Source organism: Sulfitobacter sp. 1A15299, assembly GCF_043556915.1.
Classification (GTDB): Bacteria; Pseudomonadota; Alphaproteobacteria; order Rhodobacterales; family Rhodobacteraceae; genus Sulfitobacter.
In genome coordinates, this window is record NZ_JBIFFJ010000027.1 from 1 (window position 1) to 15,849 (window position 15,849).

The window sequence follows — 15,849 nt, forward strand, 5'->3', positions numbered from 1 at the left end:
GATCGTAGCAACCCCATCTGCAGCCGCCTATGCGGCGGAGAAAGCTGGGCCCGGCGTAAAGACAGCATAAGAAAGCTTTACCATCGTCGTTTCTAAGCCGCCTATTCGGCGGTAAAACCGGGCCCAGTAAGGAGATGGGTCCGGCCGGCGAACCGACAAAACCCAAATCCTCAGCCGCCTATGCGGCGGTGAAACAAGGCCTCCGCGACGGGGGGCCTTGGTAAGAAGATGGGGCACGATCATCTGATCGTAGCAACCCCAGCTACAGCCGCCTATGCGGCGGAGAAAGCTGGGCCCGGCGTAAAGACAGCAGAAGAAAGCTCTGCCATCGTCGTTTCTAAGCCGCCTATTCGGCGGTAAAACCGGGCCCAGTAAGGAGATGGGTGCGGCCGGCGAACCGACAAAACCCAAATCCTCAGCCGCCTATTCGGCGGTGAAACAAGGCCTCCGCGACGGGGGGCCTTGGCTAAAAGATGGGGCACGATCATCTGATCGTAGCAACCCCATCTGCAGCCGCCTATGCGGCGGAGAATAGTAGGACCAATGAGATGCATCGGTTCCCGCAGTGACCATCTAAAGCGTGCTTCAATATTATTTAAGTGATTTGCGCCTTACCAATCGCATCGCGCAAACACCTTTTATCGCGACAGACGCCAAAATTCTTCTCATGCAGACCAACCACAGATGAGGGGCCCGTTCGCAGAGATATCTTCAGCAAGAAACGCAACGATTGCAGGATAGTAGCGCAGCAGCTCTTTCCATTCCGTACCTCGCGCATCAAGGCCGTGGAACGCATCAGGAATGTCAGCCAAAGCCTCGTCTGGAGAAAGACCACAGTCGATAAATCCGTCTTCGATCATACCTTCGACTACAGCCAGAGTGTCGAGGGTAACGTAGAAATCGCTGTAGTCTTCGTAGACATCCCCGCCAGAACCATTGACAAGTGCCTCGAAAAAATCATCGTGGTTGCGCAGGTAAAACACCTCCTCCCCATCGCGGTAAAAACCAATATCCAGTCCCATCTGTGTATCCCTTCCAGTTTGATGGTTCAGGTTGAGCGGCACTTGCAGCGCCTAATCATGAGCTGGTGACGATTTGGGGGGGGCGATAATCAAATCGTGCATTTTCTCAAAAAAAGTTTCACCGCGCCCAAAAGGGTGAGGCCAACGCAAAGCCATAGCGGTAGAAGGCCATCCCTCGACGCCATCCAATTGGGGCGCGGCATCAAGATCGAGCGGCCGGTTTCAGAACTTTGATGGCCTATAACTGGCGCACCGCGACGCGCCAAAAAGTGCAGGCATAATGTGTCTTTGCGGGGCTGCGCAAAAGCCTGCTTTCCTGCGCTGCTTTGCCCCGAGCCGTTGCGATCCGGGTAAAGGCCGTGCAACTACCGCGCATAGCCTGAACGACCTTCTACGGGAGAAAAAATGCAAATCACTGAGCCGTCCCGGCAAATTGATGTCCTACACACCACGGATGTGCTCGTTGTTGGCGCAGGCCCGGGGGGCTTGGCTGCAGCTCTGGCTGCTGCACGTGCAGGTGTTGATGTTACGCTGGTAGAACGCTTCGGTTGCTTTGGGGGCAATATCACGACCGTGGGCGTGGAAGGCTTTGCCTGGTATCGCCATGAAAAGACCGTTGAAGCAAATGGTATTGGGCGCGAGTTTGAAGAACGTGCCAAGGCGATGGGGGCCGCTGTCCCCGAAGCCCAGTCCCTTAGCTATGAGCTCGACAGCGAAGGGTTCAAAGTCGTTGCGGATCAATTGGTCGAAGAAGCTGGCATCGTGCCGATGCTACATCGTCTGTTCGTCGCGCCCGTTATGGAAGGCGACCGTATCATCGGCATTATCACCGAATCCAAAGCCGGTCGGGAAGCTATCCTTGGCAAAGTGGTCATTGACGCCACAGGGGATGCCGACATCGCCCACCGCGCCGGAGCGCCCGTCACGCACCCCCCTCGGGAAGAGTTGCAGGCTGCAAGCGTCATGTTCCACGTCGCGGGCGTGGACAAGAAAAAGTTCATGGAAGAGGTGCACGCCAACCCGCAGACCTATTCCGATTGGTCCACTGGCGAATGGACAGTCGAAACCGACGGCAAAGAAGACGAGATGTTTTCGCCTTTCCTCAAAAAACCGTTTGAAGCGGCGCGCAAAGCCGGGGTCATTCCCGCGGATCTGACCACCATCGCAGGCACTTGGGGCGCGGTGCATGACAGCGGTGAGATGACCTATATGAACCTGGTCCATCTAGACAATTGCGATGGGACCGACCCCAAAGACCTTACTCACTTCGAAATCGAGGGCCGCCGCCAAGCGATGATGGCCATTGAAGCCTTGCGCAGGTTTGCGCCTGGATGCGAGGGCGTCCGCCTGCGCAACTTCGGTATGACGCTAGGAGTGCGGGACACGCGCAAAATCGATGCGATCTATAACATGACAGAAACGGATGTGCGCCACGAAGCACGCTTTGAGGACAGCATAGGTATTTATCCGGAATTTATCGACGGCTATGGGGTCCTCATCCTGCCGACGACAGGGCGTTACATGCACATTCCCTATCGATCATTGCTGCCCAAAAAAATTAAAGGATTGTTGGTCGCGGGACGTGCAACCGGGGGGGATCGTATCGCCCACGCCGCAACGCGCAACATGGCGTGCTGCGCTGTCGCAGGGCAAGGTGCCGGGATCGCCGCAGCTCAAGCAGTCAAATCGCGATCGGAGCTGGAGAATGTCGATCTGGCTGCCATCCACAAGGAGTTGGACCGCCAAGGCGTACGTCGGTTATGACGCGGCGCAGCTGTTAAGTCACAACTGCGCCGCGCCTTTAAAGCCGAAGCATTACGCTACTGCAGGATGAAAGCCAGACCCCCGGCCATGCCGACTAAGCTCCTTTAGAGCCGCGCAAAGAATGAACACCATTCCAACGGCTTCCAGGAGCTCTTCGACGTGATAGAACGTCGCATATAAGCCATAAGACCTATACGACGACAGGATTGCACCACTTACCATCTCGAGACCAAATGCGCCGCCAAAAAACATCGCGATCCCCAAAGCAAAACTACGGCGAGCAGGCGCAGAGGCACTTCGAATTGTCAGCGTGAAAATTGCAAGCAGCACTGCCGCCACAATCATACCGGGGATAACCCAAGCAAAGTGCAACAAACCGCTACCGCCGCCCATGGTGAGGCCAACCCCCTCCAGCCGCTCATGGATACTGATCATTTCATCCAAAGAAAGCAGTAGGATAGCCGTTGCGGTCAGCCCCCAACTTTTGAAGAATGTGCCGTTTGCCCGCGCATATAAGCAGTGACATAGAGACTGGCCGCGGCCAGGACCATATAAACCACGTCCAAATATTGCTCTCCGATGCAACATCCAAAAGGTAGATATCCTCTCGGCTAATCTTGACCCACCTCTGGACGACGAGGCAGCTGATCGCTGCTCAGAAATAAGCAATCCTACGCAGAAACTTTCCCACGGCATCAATCTTGTGATCAGGTAAGTAAAAGCGCGCTTCACTCATATTTTGTTGGGTCATTTTATTGCGCTCTCCTTAGGGTAAGCCTTGGAACAATTGTTTAAAAATACGACGAGAGCCGCTGTTCCGGCTTTAGCAACGTAAGCATCGAATTCGAGAAAATGGCGGCCACAGACACGGTGGTTCTGGCAACGCGTGGGAGGGGAGTACTGGAGAAGGATTTGCGGTACAAACAAGACCTGTCACCGAAAAACGGCAAGGGGGCACCTTCGTGAAAACAGTTCGTCTGCAACAAGCGGCCCCACCTCTAGCCGCCTGCTCATCCAGAGCCGCGAACCGGCAAAAACCAAGCCCTTAGCCGCCTATTCGGCGGTGAAATCGGAACCGTGCGTATCGACCCCACATTCACCCGGCCATCACGCAAGCCCATTCTCGCCGTGAAAAGACACGGAGCGCGCAGACCCCTTGGCTATGGCCACAAATCCTACAATGATTGTTCGACCTCAAGCCGGGGATCGTTAGGGGCCGGATAATATGAGCTGCGGAGGTCTGTGCATATGCGGTTCTGGCGCATGTCAGATGTGCAGCTCAGTCTCTAACACTTTCAAGATGGCAAGCTTTTCATGCGAACTGTGGCAAGGCATGCAGGCCACGGTCAAAGCTCTCTGCAAAAGAGGCTCGAAACGGCTGGAGGGGTCACCCACAATATTGAGGTCCCCAAGCGCGGCCTTTGCAATTTTCCTGATCGCCGCTTCAGAGAGTGCGACATGGCTTTTCTTCTTGTCGCTCGCCCAGATTGTCTCCCGCTCGATCCCCACGAGCGCCCAATGCGTTGCCCCCCGCTCAAGGGTAAGCGACGTGGTGATAACCTGCAGACCCGCTTTCGCGTAGGAGTTTCCGGGCCCGCCCGGCCTGTATTGAATTTGCGTCCCCAGTAGGGATTTTTTCGTGGCCCCCCGCTCGATAAAGGCCTGCTCAACCTCGTGCGCGAGCGCCTCCACGGCGCGGGCCGTGGTAATCGTATGGGCTGTCGCCCGCCCGTTGACCTGTTTCAACGCCTCCTCGATGCGCAGTGCGTTGTCAGGTTTGATGACGATTTTCCTCATGACTTCGGTACCCTTTCTTTTGGACCTCTTTGAAGTTCGAAAAAGGCCGGTCTTGGCCTTCCCAATGAGGAATTGGGATGATCCCGAAGGAGACAGAAGAAATCTCGTCGTCTTTGAGAAATTATTGTCCCGGGTCGCCCTGCCTCTCACCCGCCAGCGTCAGCTTCTGTCGGCAAGGCGATGAACTGGGGCCCCGCGGTGCTCGTCTGATACTTGCTTGAAGTGGCCGTCTGGAACTCCTCCTGTGAGAAGCCTCTTTACGTCGCCACCAGTGAATAGCTGGTGCTACGCCCACCTGCCTCATCTTTCTCCAAGGCTCCCAAGTCGATCAGATCAAGAATGTCGCGATAGGCTGTGTCTTGTGAGCACTTTTCGATCTTCGCATATTTCGACGTGGTGAGTTTTCCTTCGAACCCATCCAAAAGGCGATTGACCATGTCCCGCTGCCGGTCGTTCATGTTCGACGCTCCATATTCCTCCCAGAACCTCGCCTTCCGGAACACGGTTTCCAGGATGATCTGGGCACCATCAAACGCGCGATCGAGGCAAGCTAGGAACCAAACGAGCCACGCCGTCACATCAAGCTCTCCTTTCTGTGTTGTCTCGAGCATATCGTAATAGGCGCTGCGCTCTTGTCGAATTTGCGTCGACATACTGTAGAACCGCTGTGAACTGCCTTCGGATCGCGCCAACGCCATATCCGCGATCGCGCGAGCGATGCGGCCGTTGCCATCATCGAAAGGATGGATAGTGACGAACCAAAGATGGGCAATTGCGGCATGGATGACTGGGTCGGTGTCGGGTGTTTGATTGAACCAAGTCAGGAAGCGCTGCATCTCAGGGTCTAGTCTTTGGGCGTCTGGCGCCTCAAAATGCACGCGTTCGCGGCCATAGGGTCCTGACACAACCTCCATCGGACCGTTGCGCCAATTTCCCACCCTGATACGGGTCATTCCGCTTCGCCCGGTCGGAAAGAGAGCCGCATGCCAGCCGAACAGACGCTCCGCGTCCAGTGGCTGGTCATACGCTTGGGTCGCGTCCAGCATCATCTCAACGACACCATCAAGATGGCGATCGGTTGGGATCAGTCCGCCGATTTCGAGCCCGAGCCGCTTCGCGATGGACGAGCGGACCTGATCCTTGTCGAGCGTTTCCCCCTCGATCTCGCTGCTTTTAACGACATCACTGGTCAGTGTTCTGAGCATCGCCTCGTTACGAAGATCGAAGCCAAGACCCTCCATGCGCCCCAAAAGCTTACCTTGGCGGTGACGGACCGCAACAAGTTGTGACGACAGCTTGGCCTTATCCCAGATAAACTGCGGCCAGTCATGAAGTTCGTGGATGTAAGTCATATTTTACGCATTCTTTGCGGAGATTATACGACGCAAACTCCGCAGGACAATCACAAACACCGCAGCAAACGCGGAGAATAAGGGCGACAACCTCCGCCTACGAAGCGTTGCCGGACTTTATGCGTCGAACACCTCCGCCAGCAGCCCGTCAATCATGCTTTGGCCCTTGGCCCGCTGCGCCCGTTCAAATTGCGCCGCTTGGTAGGCGAATTGCGATCGCGTATCGCGTTGAGCCGTAAGAGCCAGCGCCATTTCCACCCCTTCCGGCCCCAACTGTCCAAGCTCTGTATGTATCCGGGTACGCGCAATATGCGCCCCGGTCCCCATATGCCTGCGCCAGGCGCTGGAAGGATATCCGCCTGCAAGTCCTTTGCCAGATACGTCGCGCAGTACGGGGACCTGATCCGTCTGGGAAAGCGCGCGGAGATGCGCAAGATGATCCACATTCATTCCGCGCAAGAGCACAGCATCCACAAAGGGCTCCAATCGTTCATGGAGCCTACCGCGCAGCGGCTCATCTTCTTTCGTTGTCGTGATGTCGATGCGGTAGCAGTCCCCATCATACCATATATCCTTTCCCCAAATGAGCTGACCGTCACCCAAACGCAGCGGGATTAATGTCCAGAAGGCAATACAGAACGCCTCGTTGAGCAGTCGTATTTCGGTGGGCCGCCGGCTGGCCTCAGCGCTCTGCTCAAGAAGCGCCTGCGTCAGCTGCCAGGTTTCCTTCAAATCAGGCAGTTGTTCATAGCGACCGAACTTCAGTGGCACGACAGACTGCAAGTCAGCTCGTAGCGCGTTCTCATGTGCCCGGATCGCCTCCAGCGTCAGCCGGTCAATCCCAAGGGCGTCTCCAAACTGGCGCAGCCGCATGACAGCGGTATGTCGTGTAGCGGGCCGATCCCCTTGAGATGTATAGGCGGGGGCCTGACGCGTCTTGGCATGCGCCGTGCGCGATGCCTCCATCCGCCGAACCCCTTCAATGGTAATGGCCACTGGAGCACCTGCATCGATCTGCACTTTTGCATATTCACGCAAGATATCTTCGGTGTTGTCGATCACGGAGGGGGCCGGCACCGCTTCATGCAGCGCCACAAGACCCGTGCGCCACGCCTTCAGTTTTGCCCGCCAAGCGGGAGGCAGGGCGTCATAAGCGACGCGCCGTTGCGCTGCGGGGCGCGGCACGGACCCCGTTTTGGCAAGTTTCGGGGGCTCTTTGCGGGCGATCGCGTCAGACAGGATTACATGTGCAGCAGGACTGCCCGGCATCAAGACATCGATGGCGGCTCTGAGAGAGCGCAAGCGGCGGCTCGATGTCACGTCCTCCCCAAATGCGAGGTAGTCATCGACCGTTGGCACCGTGATCCCACGCGCGGCTGTGAACGCAAGAAACCGTGCAAAGACGCGCAGGTCCTCAAGCGCTACTGTCTCGAACCCCTTCAGTTTACAGTAGGGCGCCACCAAAGGGTCAGCCGCAAGCGCCTGCCTGTCTCGACGGTCACAGCTACGGCCGGTGCCTTTCTTTTCACGGATCGCGTCACGTATCGTGCAACAAACCGGGGTCCCCGCCGGCACCAACCGGTCAAACGCGGTACGCAGGTTCTCCAATTGCCGCGGTGAAGCATCCTCTTGTGCAAACGCAAGGAAATCCGAAACCGTCGGCACAGAGATCGCGCGCGTTTGCGCAAAACCAAAGAACTTATCCAAGGTGCGCAGCTCACGTAAGCCAATCTCATCAAGCCTGGGGGCTGCGCGGTAGGGACCAAAATGTGCCGCAGATAGAATCTCTGCACGGCTGCGGGTATCGTAGGTCTTAGTCATTCATCAATCCAATCATCATGTCCTGACCCCGCTCAACGAGCTTGAGCGCGTTAAGCCAGCCGTAAAACTGACGTAAGGTGGCCGCAGTATCGTCGATACGCTTGGCTATCACTTCGATCTCGTTGGGGTAGCGATCGAGCAAAAGCGACGTCTGCCCGTGGCGCATCTGGTGAGGGGTCATCGGCAAGCCAACAACCGCACGCATGGCTTTAGAGAAGTGCGCGGCAAAGAAGTCCGCGTTGAGAGAGCGCCCGGGCGTGCGTACCGCAGGGAACAGAAAGGGGCTCGTGTCTGCATGCGCAAAGAGCGGGCGGATCACTTCGAGATACCAGCAAATCGTGTCATATGCGCCGTATTTGTTGCGCGCGATCGGGAACTCGATCACGGCATCGTTCTTCGTCACCGCCGCGGGCAAGAAGACCTTGAAAGGCTTTTTACCCTTCTTGGGGATGCGGAACTGCGCGTCTTCACCGACGCATGTCAGCGCCAAGACATTGCGGCGCCGCAAGGGGGCCCCTCCGATTTCAATAGCTGCAAAACATGCGCAAACCCCGAGCATGCGGACTTGGGAGATCTCAAGCGCTGTGAGTTTGCGATCCTCGGCCTTAGCCTGCGCCAGAATCTTTTCGGCGGCAGCGCGCAGCTCCAAGAAGGACGTGAGGAACCGGCGCCGCAGGTGCTTCTTTTCCACCAGCCGTTCGCAAAATTTGCGATTGGTCCTGGTCATGGATTTTTCGGCCCTACGGCCTGCGCGCGCTGTCTTGTTGTTCGCAAGAACCTGGATCATACCGCTGCAGTCCAGGCCGAGATGCGCGCGCAGCTGGTTGAGGACTTTGAGATATTTGCGGGCGCTGCGCGGCTCGAGGTGCCCCTTTGACTTCGGTTCGTGCTGCCGACGAAACAACTCACCTGCAATGGCATAGAGCGTTTCATCGCAAGCCAAGATGGCTTTGAGATCGCCTTCTTCACGGCTGATCATGCCGATATCCAATCCCGCCCGTAAAGCTGTGCGAAGAGCAGACCTCATCACATGCGCATGCGGCTCATGCCTATCGGTGAACTCCTTTGCGACCGGGTCCCAGGAATTATTCGTGACACTCTCGATCCAAGAGATGAACTGGACTTCCCAATCTCGTGGGATCTCTTGGTGCGCCGGAGCCCGGCGCTCAGGCACAAAGTTAATGGGCTCCGCTGGCAAATGAGGCAGAAGTTCAGGAAAGGCGCGCAGCTCATCGAGACGCTTGAGAGACCGCGCATGGGACTCTCTCACATTACCGCTGAACGCTCGGTCAATCTGTTGCGCCCGCTCTACGGTCATATCCCGTGGTTGCCAGCCGTAAGACCGGGCAACGAGCGCAAAACTTTTCAGCATCTGGAGCTTCATCGGATGCCAATCCGATGTACCTACCCGCCCCTGTACGCGCGGCTCAATGGCCGCAAGCAATACTGTCCAGTCATCCTCCATTGCCCGCAAGCGGGCTTTCTCGGCGTGAACACCGCAAAACGACTTGAGCGCAGCTATGAGACGGCCCCGGAACGTCTTGTAAGCGCGCTCAGTCGGCCAATGATCGAGGTCAAACCCCTTCAAAGGGAACCTCTGCGCAATGGCGTCCAGGTCTGCTTCAATCGCAGTTAACGGCCGGTTCAGTATCGACGTGGCCTTGTCAATCGCGCCCAAGTAGCTTGTTTGGGTGCTGGCAGTAAGATCGGTTCGTGCGGCCGTATAAGCGCGAAACTGTGCAAAGTTGGTCCCATCCGAGGGGGTGGTGGAGGCCGCAATGCTTGCCACAGGGGACAAGACGGCAGGGGGTCTGCCAGAGAGATCAAGCATGAGATGTCCTTTCAGGAAAGAGGTTGATCATGGAAAATAGAGAAACCGCTAAGGCGCTGGTTTTTCCGGTTAAACGCGTAGCGGACATAAACACCTTCGTGGTTGCCGCCGGTGAAACCGGGGGGGTGTTTATGTCCGCACCACTTGCATGAGGTCTTTGCCGCTTAACTGAGATTGCGATGTCCCGGGGGCCACTGAGCAATCCGTAGCGCCCCGCGGGACGGGGACCGGCGGTGCCGTGGACCCACCCATGCGGCGTCCGCAGCAGGCCATTTTTGAAAGCGCCCTCACCCGTGGAGCAAGGCGAGACAAATGGCCATGTACTGGGCGCGGTTTCAATTTTGCGGGCCAAGAAGGCCCACCCACAAGACATGCGACGGTAACGATACCGCCTCAGCGCAAGGTTAAGCGCTCCGCGGGCCGACCAGATTACCGGGGATCGCGCAGAGCAGCCCTCTCCGATCCTGTTCTTTTCCAAGACAAGAAATGCGGCGAAGACCTTGCGGGCAAAGAGGGCGTTGAGCGTCATCTTCGGGAATTACGCCCCGGAGGGGTTCGCCCCAAACTCCGAGGTTCGGCAACGCCCCCAAGCTGCTTGACTTAAGGTCATCCAAAAAAATTCAGATTTGCCCTAATCGCGTTTCCGCGCGGAATTGAACGCGCCCAAATTACTCATACGGGCCGCGCAGGACATCACCTCACGGTCTTCACAAAGAGCAGGACCGGAGCGCAAACCGCGTCTCTATCTGTTCATTCACCCCCCCAGCACCAATGGTTGGGATCAGAAAGAGAGAGTAAAATGAAGTTCAGAACGACTATGATCGAGACCACACCTTCGCCATGGAAGTGTTATAAAGATCTTGTCCTTGAGGCGCTCCGCGCAAAAGGGATGTGGCCCTCAAGCTACCGCTCCCCCGAATTCCCCGAGCATATGTCTATTCATACGCTCGAGCGGTTCACCCTTGAGAACGAAGGCACCGGATGGTCATACTTCCTCACCTTCACATCCCAAGGCACGCAGCTGCCAAATACGGTGGCCTTGCCGCACGAACTGCGCTTTAACGACCCGATGATTGCTTTCCTGCTGGGCGCCCAAACCATCTGTGAGCTTGCCACCGGTTCGGACGAATTGCCCTTCAAAGCCGTCGGAAACAGAATCTTCCTTGCAACCGTAGGCCCGGAGAACGCGGTGGCATAGATCACCGTCAATCCTGACGTCAGCGACAAGATCAGACCCTAAACCACCAGTCACTTCATTATACTGAGAAGACAAGAGACACCCGGGCCATATGGTCCGGGTGTCTTGTATGGGAAAGTTGCGCACCATTTCTTTGCCCCCACTCAGGCGATAATACTCATGCTGTCGGGATAAGCGCGCCAAAGACCGGCGATCGCCGTACATAGACCGGAAGATCCTGGTGGCAGTGCCAAGCCTGAACCTCAGATCGACGCCAGCGCTGGCTGCGGGAATTTGCCCGCCCGTTCGATAGATCTATTGCCTTTGGAAAGGGTGGCATACCGATGGGCACCTGCCCCTTCGACCAGCGATAAAGGGTCGAAGGATCAACGCCCAATAGTTCAGCTGTCGCGCGGGCATCGAGCAACGGTTGCTTGAGCTCTACTGCCCGCTCCGGCATTTGTGCCTCTGCAAGCCCAAACGCTTTCCACACAACAGACCACCGCGTTGTGCCGCCAACTAAACGGATCCCGAGCGCCTTCAAAACGCGTGATAACGCTCTGTAGTCGCCGCTCTCCACCCGCTTTAGGCCGAAATACGTGATCAGGTCATCTTTCGAAAGTGGTGTATCTTGCTGCATGCCAAGGACATAGACCCCGGCAAATCCCTTCCCAAAAACAAGGGCCGCCCTTGGGCCGAGAATATTCTCGAAGCTCTATGCGAGATAGTCACAAACACCCAAAAGAGCGCGAAACGGAGGACTACGAGCCGCTTAGAGTCTCCGGATGAAAATCTCATGCGCCCTCTTAGGGGGCCAACTGCTCTGCAAAAATGCAAAAGAAGGGCCCCTGCCCTTCTTCCGTTTATGCGCGGGAGGTGCCGCTGCTTCCTATTCTCGAGGGGCGGCCGAAGCTTTAGATCGCTCCGCCCATCTCCCTTCGAGATCGCCTCTCCCCCCGTCTTCCCCGGCAACACCTGCGGAAGAAGGGGCGAGACTTCGGAATCATAGCAGGGGCTTAGGCACCGGGTGGTCAGGCCTCAAGATCTACAGTGAACCTGACACGACTAAGTCCGTCGCGGGCCCTCGCAAATCCGTTGAGGCCAAGTTCAATATCCTGCTTAAGTTGTTCAGGTGTTCTTCCGTTTGTTTCCTCATGTAGGATCAGCTTCATCTTCGAAGAAACGTCGCGCGCGCCCTGTACCGTAAGACCATCGTAAATCAGCGTGAAATCGCGGAAGACAAGAGTATTCAGCTGCCTGCTGGAGAAATCCACGTGGCAAAACAACATGAACATAGAACCGATATCTACGCTACGCTCGACAGCACGTTCGACCTGAACGCAGTTTCCGGCGCTCCGGGTCGGAAAGTTCATGACGCGCGCGTCACAGACGCCCCCTTCAAGAAAAAAGAAGGCCTGAACTTCCGAGGCAGGATATCCGGATGCGCCAGCAAGCACGTGCCCGATGTCGAGCCCCAAAAGGTCACCTTCTTCTGCCTCTGACGGGCTCCCAAGATACGCGTCTACAAGCAGGCGCCACTTTTCGACGACATGTTGCGGAAAGGAGGAAGGCTTTAGGGTGAGAGGTACTTCTTTAGACATTTTGTTCTCCTTAAAATGGGCGGGGTTGAAAGTGCCCATGACAGGAACATCGGATCGAAGTTGTGGGGGCGGTAATCCGGGGAGATAGAAAAATGACATTTCTGCAAAAAAATTTTCCGCCGGCCCCAACACACGTCCGACAGCGCGAAGGCTGTCACACCCGTCTCGTCAGAAAGGCCTGCATGCACTGAAAATATGCGCAGCCACTCGCAGCGATCTGAAGCAGTTTTGAAACAGGCGCGGCATTGCACGGTCAACATCCAGGCATGATCGTCCCGGAGTTCTGAGCAGGCTTCATAGACCTGCACGCTGGAAGTCAGAAACACTCGCTGAGGGACACCCCTGCCTCATCTTGTTTTCCGCACAAAAGATCGCCCGGGAAATTGCGTCATGTTCCGGGGAAATTGCGTCGAAACCCGGGGTTTTTGCGTCAAACCACCGGGAAATTGCGTCATGACCCGGGGTTTTTGCGTCACAAACACCGCAACTCATTGGTTATAAACGAAAATAGACGCTGCTTTGAATCAAGAGAATTAGGAAACACATGAAAGAGCCCGTGCCGGGCAGTTTTGGGGTGTTTTTAAGGGGGCTCCGCCCTTTTGGCGCAGGATATTCTTTTGCGTTTTGGCACGGCATCAGCGGTGCCTAATTCTTCTCAAGAGCCTGGCACCCCGCCACGCTTCGGCTGTGACAGGACACCAGGATGCCAAAAGATATGATTGCAAAAATCGCTGCGGAGCGCGGCTACTCAGCAGATGAGCTCGAGGCTGCGCTTGAAGCGTATCGGCGCAGACATAGGCTCTCGCACCCCGCCGGACGGTTTGATACATTGGGAGCGTTCCATCTCGATGAGCATTGTGCCTGCTGCGCCGGTCTCCAGCGCAGCAGTGCCAAACGTCCCTATTCAGAGATGCATCATGGACGGTCGCTCACGCATGTCGCACAGCTCTACGACGTTCCCGTTCTGCACCTGCGACGGCTCGTAAAAGCCTTCGAGAGAGCGCAGAGAGTGCCCCCCACCTCTCGGCATGCGCAGGGGCAACTCAAGGTCCTGCTCACCAACGTTTTGCAGCCCGTTCATCGGGGCGCCAGACCCCAATAAGCCAGGGGCTCAGAAGCACTCGGCCAGTTCTTCGAGACTGAGATCGGCATCCAAGGGCCCCGAATGCCCGATCACGGCGGCCGTCACGATCCAAACGCCCAGCCAAGTCGCGGTCAGGGGTCGCATGCCAGCGGCCTCGGCAGCTTCGAGCACATGCAGCATCTGAGCGCTCATCCGCACGATCTGACGGGAAGGGGCTTTGGGCGCGGTCGCCTCCTGCGGCAACAGCTTCTCCCAGTCATCCTCGCAGCGGTTCTGCTTGAGCACATCCATTGCGCCCGGCCAGACACGCTTGAACTCCTCTGACAGAGCAATGCCTCGCGCGCGGGCAAATGCGCTCAACCCGGTGGCGAGAGCATCGAGCAAGTCGTTGGAGTTGTAGAGACCCGCACGGTGGAACTGCCGGGCAAGTTGTTCCGCAGCTTTTGGGGCCACGCTTTCAAACAGCTGCAGGCCGGAAATCTGAAAGGGAAAATCGTTCGTATATGTCATCTGAAGGGCTTTCTTGAAGGAGTGAATGGCACCCAGCCCGACCCTCTCCTCTTTTGCAAAAGAGGCCTGTCGTTCTGCGCGTCCAAACAGAACGCGCAGGACGACAGGCCTTCGAGCATCACCCTTTTGTCCATTTGAGATCTTGGCAGCGCACGGGCCCGGTTCACCGACTGCGCACAATCAAGCCGCCCTTTACGCTACGTAATGCAACCGCGCGCCGAAAATCGTTCCGATCTCCATTTTGAGGCCCGAAAGTCCCACCCAAGCCTAAAGAAAGAAGTTCGCGAACACCATTCGACAAAACCGAAAAAAATTTCACTTCGCGTTACCGCGCCGCTGAAATCGATCTCACCTCATGAATACAGCACCAACGCTGTTAAACAAAAACATAAAGGAAAGCAGACCATGTCTTCTTCAAAATCCACTTCACCCCAAAACGCAACCCAGCCGCTCACGTTCGAAACCGACGCTGAAAAGGTCATCTCTACCTGCAACCCTGACCAAGTAGATTGTTCGGCGAACCCGTTCCAAGTAGAGACCGTCAACTATATCGGCGGGCTCTCCTTTGAGCCTCATATCGTTCCTCATGAGAAAGCGCAGGTAGGCGATATTATTGGAGTGTATTTCTCTGTAACTGCTAGCGTAGACCAGTTCCCAAGCCACGACTATGGCGACCCAGTCTTCTATGTGCAGGGCGACAACGAGATAAAAGCTGTGCTCTCCGAAGACCTACCCAAAGAAAGATTGCCTTCCGCCGCACGGATTATTTCTGATTTCTATTTATCGCAGGGTCATGACGACACTGCACATCGGAGGTCGATGTTCCCCTGCCCAGAAAGCTACCAATACTATGTGGTGTATTTTGCCGATGCCATTCTGATGACTGAAGCGACTTGGCTTCATGGAGATATCCTCGATTTCTACGACGAGGGGGAACTGGACCAAGTAAACCCCGTTCTGATCGCCATGCAGGAAGTCAAAGACAACGCTGCAAGCCTCGCCTGCGTGGAAAAAACGAGAACATATTTGAAACTGTTCAAGCAGCTGCTACCCGAAAATGTGCGGGAGCTTGCAGATTGGAACATTCGAATGCCTGACCCGGCAGACTTTCTGTCCTCTTGGGCGAACCGGAAATAGGAAGAGCATTGGCTTCCTCAGGGGCGCGCCGCAGGGAAAATACTCTTCGCGCGCTCCGAAAATAACTTTCTTGAGGGCTGTTACACTAATTAATACTGGCCATATGGGTAACAGTTCCTAGGCGGGTCTACCTGACGTTGACGTCAAACAGCCCATCGATAAATGCGTTCTATCCTGTAACCCCTGGTTCTTTATTATGGCTCTGACCGCGTTTGATTGCTCATATTGTAGGTCAGCATAGGTTCTTGCGCGGCGGGTAGCGATGCGCATACCTTTCAGCGGCAGGAGCACTGCAGTTCAACATATGATTCAGGCAAGTAATCAAATGACGGTGTCCGTTACAACTAAGGTTCTCGCAACTGTGAACGCTCCCTACAGCGAAGATCTTTCTGCATATCAGCTTGCCAGCGCAATCTCTGATATCGACGTTGCTCAGTCGGCGATGGGTCCAACGTTCTCTTTTTTTTCTGAAATCCCCTTGGATCTACAAACGGGTTTCATCTCGGAGATGGGACTGTCACATCACAAGGTGCAGCAAGTCGCGAACCACTTGCAGTCGCTTTGCCCGTTTCCACTGGCATTCGCTACTAAGCGGCGGCCGCAAACGACCCTAACCGGACATACATGTAGTACGCAGCTAAGGTCAGCTTTTGGGAGCCCTTACGAAGCCCGTTCAGTCGCAAACGTCCAGTTAAATTGGTGAAAGTGTCGACCGGCGCTCAGAAGGTGCATCGCAAGCAACCGAAGAGAGAA

13 protein-coding genes are annotated in these 15,849 nt (G+C 56.0%); 4 read left to right on the forward strand and 9 right to left on the reverse strand.

The genetic code is table 11. The annotated features are described in order from the left end of the window. Nucleotides 1-665: 665 nt before the first annotated feature. Entirely contained in the window at nucleotides 666-1,022 is a 357-nt protein-coding gene (locus tag ACGYK7_RS16060) for a hypothetical protein (protein ID WP_394403485.1), read from the reverse strand. Between the two features lie 405 nt (nucleotides 1,023-1,427). Between ACGYK7_RS16060 and ACGYK7_RS16065 the strand changes: the two genes are divergently transcribed. Beyond that, nucleotides 1,428-2,786 carry an FAD-dependent oxidoreductase gene (locus ACGYK7_RS16065; RefSeq protein ID WP_394403486.1) on the forward strand — a complete coding sequence of 453 codons (1,359 nt, stop codon included), beginning with the start codon at nucleotides 1,428-1,430 and terminating at the stop codon, nucleotides 2,784-2,786. Between the two features lie 51 nt (nucleotides 2,787-2,837). Here the strand turns inward: ACGYK7_RS16065 and ACGYK7_RS16070 are convergent, their stop codons facing one another. From ACGYK7_RS16070 to ACGYK7_RS16090, 5 genes are all read right to left on the reverse strand, one after another. Then, nucleotides 2,838-3,221 carry a hypothetical protein gene (locus ACGYK7_RS16070; protein WP_394403487.1) on the reverse strand — a complete coding sequence of 128 codons (384 nt, stop codon included), beginning with the start codon at nucleotides 3,219-3,221 and terminating at the stop codon, nucleotides 2,838-2,840. An 831-nt stretch (nucleotides 3,222-4,052) separates the two neighbouring features. Further along, nucleotides 4,053-4,583, reverse strand: a complete 531-nt coding sequence (locus ACGYK7_RS16075; protein WP_394403488.1) for a hypothetical protein — start codon at nucleotides 4,581-4,583, stop codon at nucleotides 4,053-4,055. A gap of 257 nt (nucleotides 4,584-4,840) precedes the next feature. Next, a complete protein-coding gene (locus ACGYK7_RS16080; RefSeq protein WP_322346439.1) occupies nucleotides 4,841-5,935 on the reverse strand; it encodes a Fic family protein in 1,095 nt (364 codons plus the stop codon). Between the two features lie 117 nt (nucleotides 5,936-6,052). Then, complete coding sequence (locus ACGYK7_RS16085) at nucleotides 6,053-7,756, reverse strand: hypothetical protein (protein ID WP_394403489.1); 1,704 nt, start codon at nucleotides 7,754-7,756, stop codon at nucleotides 6,053-6,055. Next, nucleotides 7,749-9,587 (reverse strand): hypothetical protein, encoded by a 1,839-nt coding sequence (locus ACGYK7_RS16090; protein ID WP_394403490.1) that lies wholly within the window; start codon nucleotides 9,585-9,587, stop codon nucleotides 7,749-7,751. The genes ACGYK7_RS16085 and ACGYK7_RS16090 overlap by 8 nt, the downstream gene beginning before the upstream one ends. 29 nt (nucleotides 9,588-9,616) lie before the next feature. Here ACGYK7_RS16090 and ACGYK7_RS16095 point away from each other — a divergent pair, with 29 nt between their 5' ends. Beyond that, entirely contained in the window at nucleotides 9,617-9,739 is a 123-nt protein-coding gene (locus ACGYK7_RS16095; RefSeq protein ID WP_394403491.1) for a hypothetical protein, read from the forward strand. A 665-nt stretch (nucleotides 9,740-10,404) separates the two neighbouring features. Then, the gene (locus tag ACGYK7_RS16100; RefSeq protein WP_394403492.1) at nucleotides 10,405-10,785 is read left to right on the forward strand and encodes a hypothetical protein; all 381 of its coding nucleotides are present in this window, start codon (nucleotides 10,405-10,407) and stop codon (nucleotides 10,783-10,785) included. Nucleotides 10,786-10,942: 157 nt separating this feature from the next. Here ACGYK7_RS16100 and ACGYK7_RS16105 read toward each other — a convergent pair whose 3' ends face one another. The 3 genes from ACGYK7_RS16105 to ACGYK7_RS16115 all read right to left on the reverse strand — a co-directional run bounded on the left by ACGYK7_RS16105 (nucleotide 10,943) and on the right by ACGYK7_RS16115 (nucleotide 13,959). Next, nucleotides 10,943-11,404: a helix-turn-helix transcriptional regulator gene (locus tag ACGYK7_RS16105; RefSeq protein WP_394403493.1), complete on the reverse strand. Its 462-nt coding sequence runs from the start codon at nucleotides 11,402-11,404 to the stop codon at nucleotides 10,943-10,945. A gap of 391 nt (nucleotides 11,405-11,795) precedes the next feature. Next, a complete protein-coding gene (locus ACGYK7_RS16110; RefSeq protein WP_394403494.1) occupies nucleotides 11,796-12,365 on the reverse strand; it encodes a hypothetical protein in 570 nt (189 codons plus the stop codon). Nucleotides 12,366-13,476: 1,111 nt separating this feature from the next. Continuing rightward, complete coding sequence (locus tag ACGYK7_RS16115) at nucleotides 13,477-13,959, reverse strand: hypothetical protein (protein ID WP_394403495.1); 483 nt, start codon at nucleotides 13,957-13,959, stop codon at nucleotides 13,477-13,479. 204 nt (nucleotides 13,960-14,163) lie between these two features. Here ACGYK7_RS16115 and ACGYK7_RS16120 point away from each other — a divergent pair, with 204 nt between their 5' ends. Continuing rightward, on the forward strand, nucleotides 14,164-15,096 hold the full coding sequence (locus ACGYK7_RS16120; protein ID WP_394403496.1) for a hypothetical protein: 933 nt from the start codon (nucleotides 14,164-14,166) through the stop codon (nucleotides 15,094-15,096). Nucleotides 15,097-15,849 lie beyond the last annotated feature (753 nt).

Coding starts and splice junctions, on each gene's coding strand:
- ACGYK7_RS16120 (WP_394403496.1), top strand. CDS start 14,164: ATGCAACCGCGCGCCGAAAATCGTTCCGATCTCCATTTTGAGGCCCGA.
- ACGYK7_RS16065 (WP_394403486.1), top strand. CDS start 1,428: ATGCAAATCACTGAGCCGTCCCGGCAAATTGATGTCCTACACACCACG.
- ACGYK7_RS16090 (WP_394403490.1), bottom strand. CDS start 9,587: ATGCTTGATCTCTCTGGCAGACCCCCTGCCGTCTTGTCCCCTGTGGCA.
- ACGYK7_RS16075 (WP_394403488.1), bottom strand. CDS start 4,583: ATGAGGAAAATCGTCATCAAACCTGACAACGCACTGCGCATCGAGGAG.
- ACGYK7_RS16095 (WP_394403491.1), top strand. CDS start 9,617: ATGGAAAATAGAGAAACCGCTAAGGCGCTGGTTTTTCCGGTTAAACGC.
- ACGYK7_RS16080 (WP_322346439.1), bottom strand. CDS start 5,935: ATGACTTACATCCACGAACTTCATGACTGGCCGCAGTTTATCTGGGAT.
- ACGYK7_RS16070 (WP_394403487.1), bottom strand. CDS start 3,221: ATGATCAGTATCCATGAGCGGCTGGAGGGGGTTGGCCTCACCATGGGC.
- ACGYK7_RS16110 (WP_394403494.1), bottom strand. CDS start 12,365: ATGTCTAAAGAAGTACCTCTCACCCTAAAGCCTTCCTCCTTTCCGCAA.
- ACGYK7_RS16105 (WP_394403493.1), bottom strand. CDS start 11,404: ATGCAGCAAGATACACCACTTTCGAAAGATGACCTGATCACGTATTTC.
- ACGYK7_RS16115 (WP_394403495.1), bottom strand. CDS start 13,959: ATGACATATACGAACGATTTTCCCTTTCAGATTTCCGGCCTGCAGCTG.
- ACGYK7_RS16060 (WP_394403485.1), bottom strand. CDS start 1,022: ATGGGACTGGATATTGGTTTTTACCGCGATGGGGAGGAGGTGTTTTAC.
- ACGYK7_RS16100 (WP_394403492.1), top strand. CDS start 10,405: ATGATCGAGACCACACCTTCGCCATGGAAGTGTTATAAAGATCTTGTC.
- ACGYK7_RS16085 (WP_394403489.1), bottom strand. CDS start 7,756: ATGACTAAGACCTACGATACCCGCAGCCGTGCAGAGATTCTATCTGCG.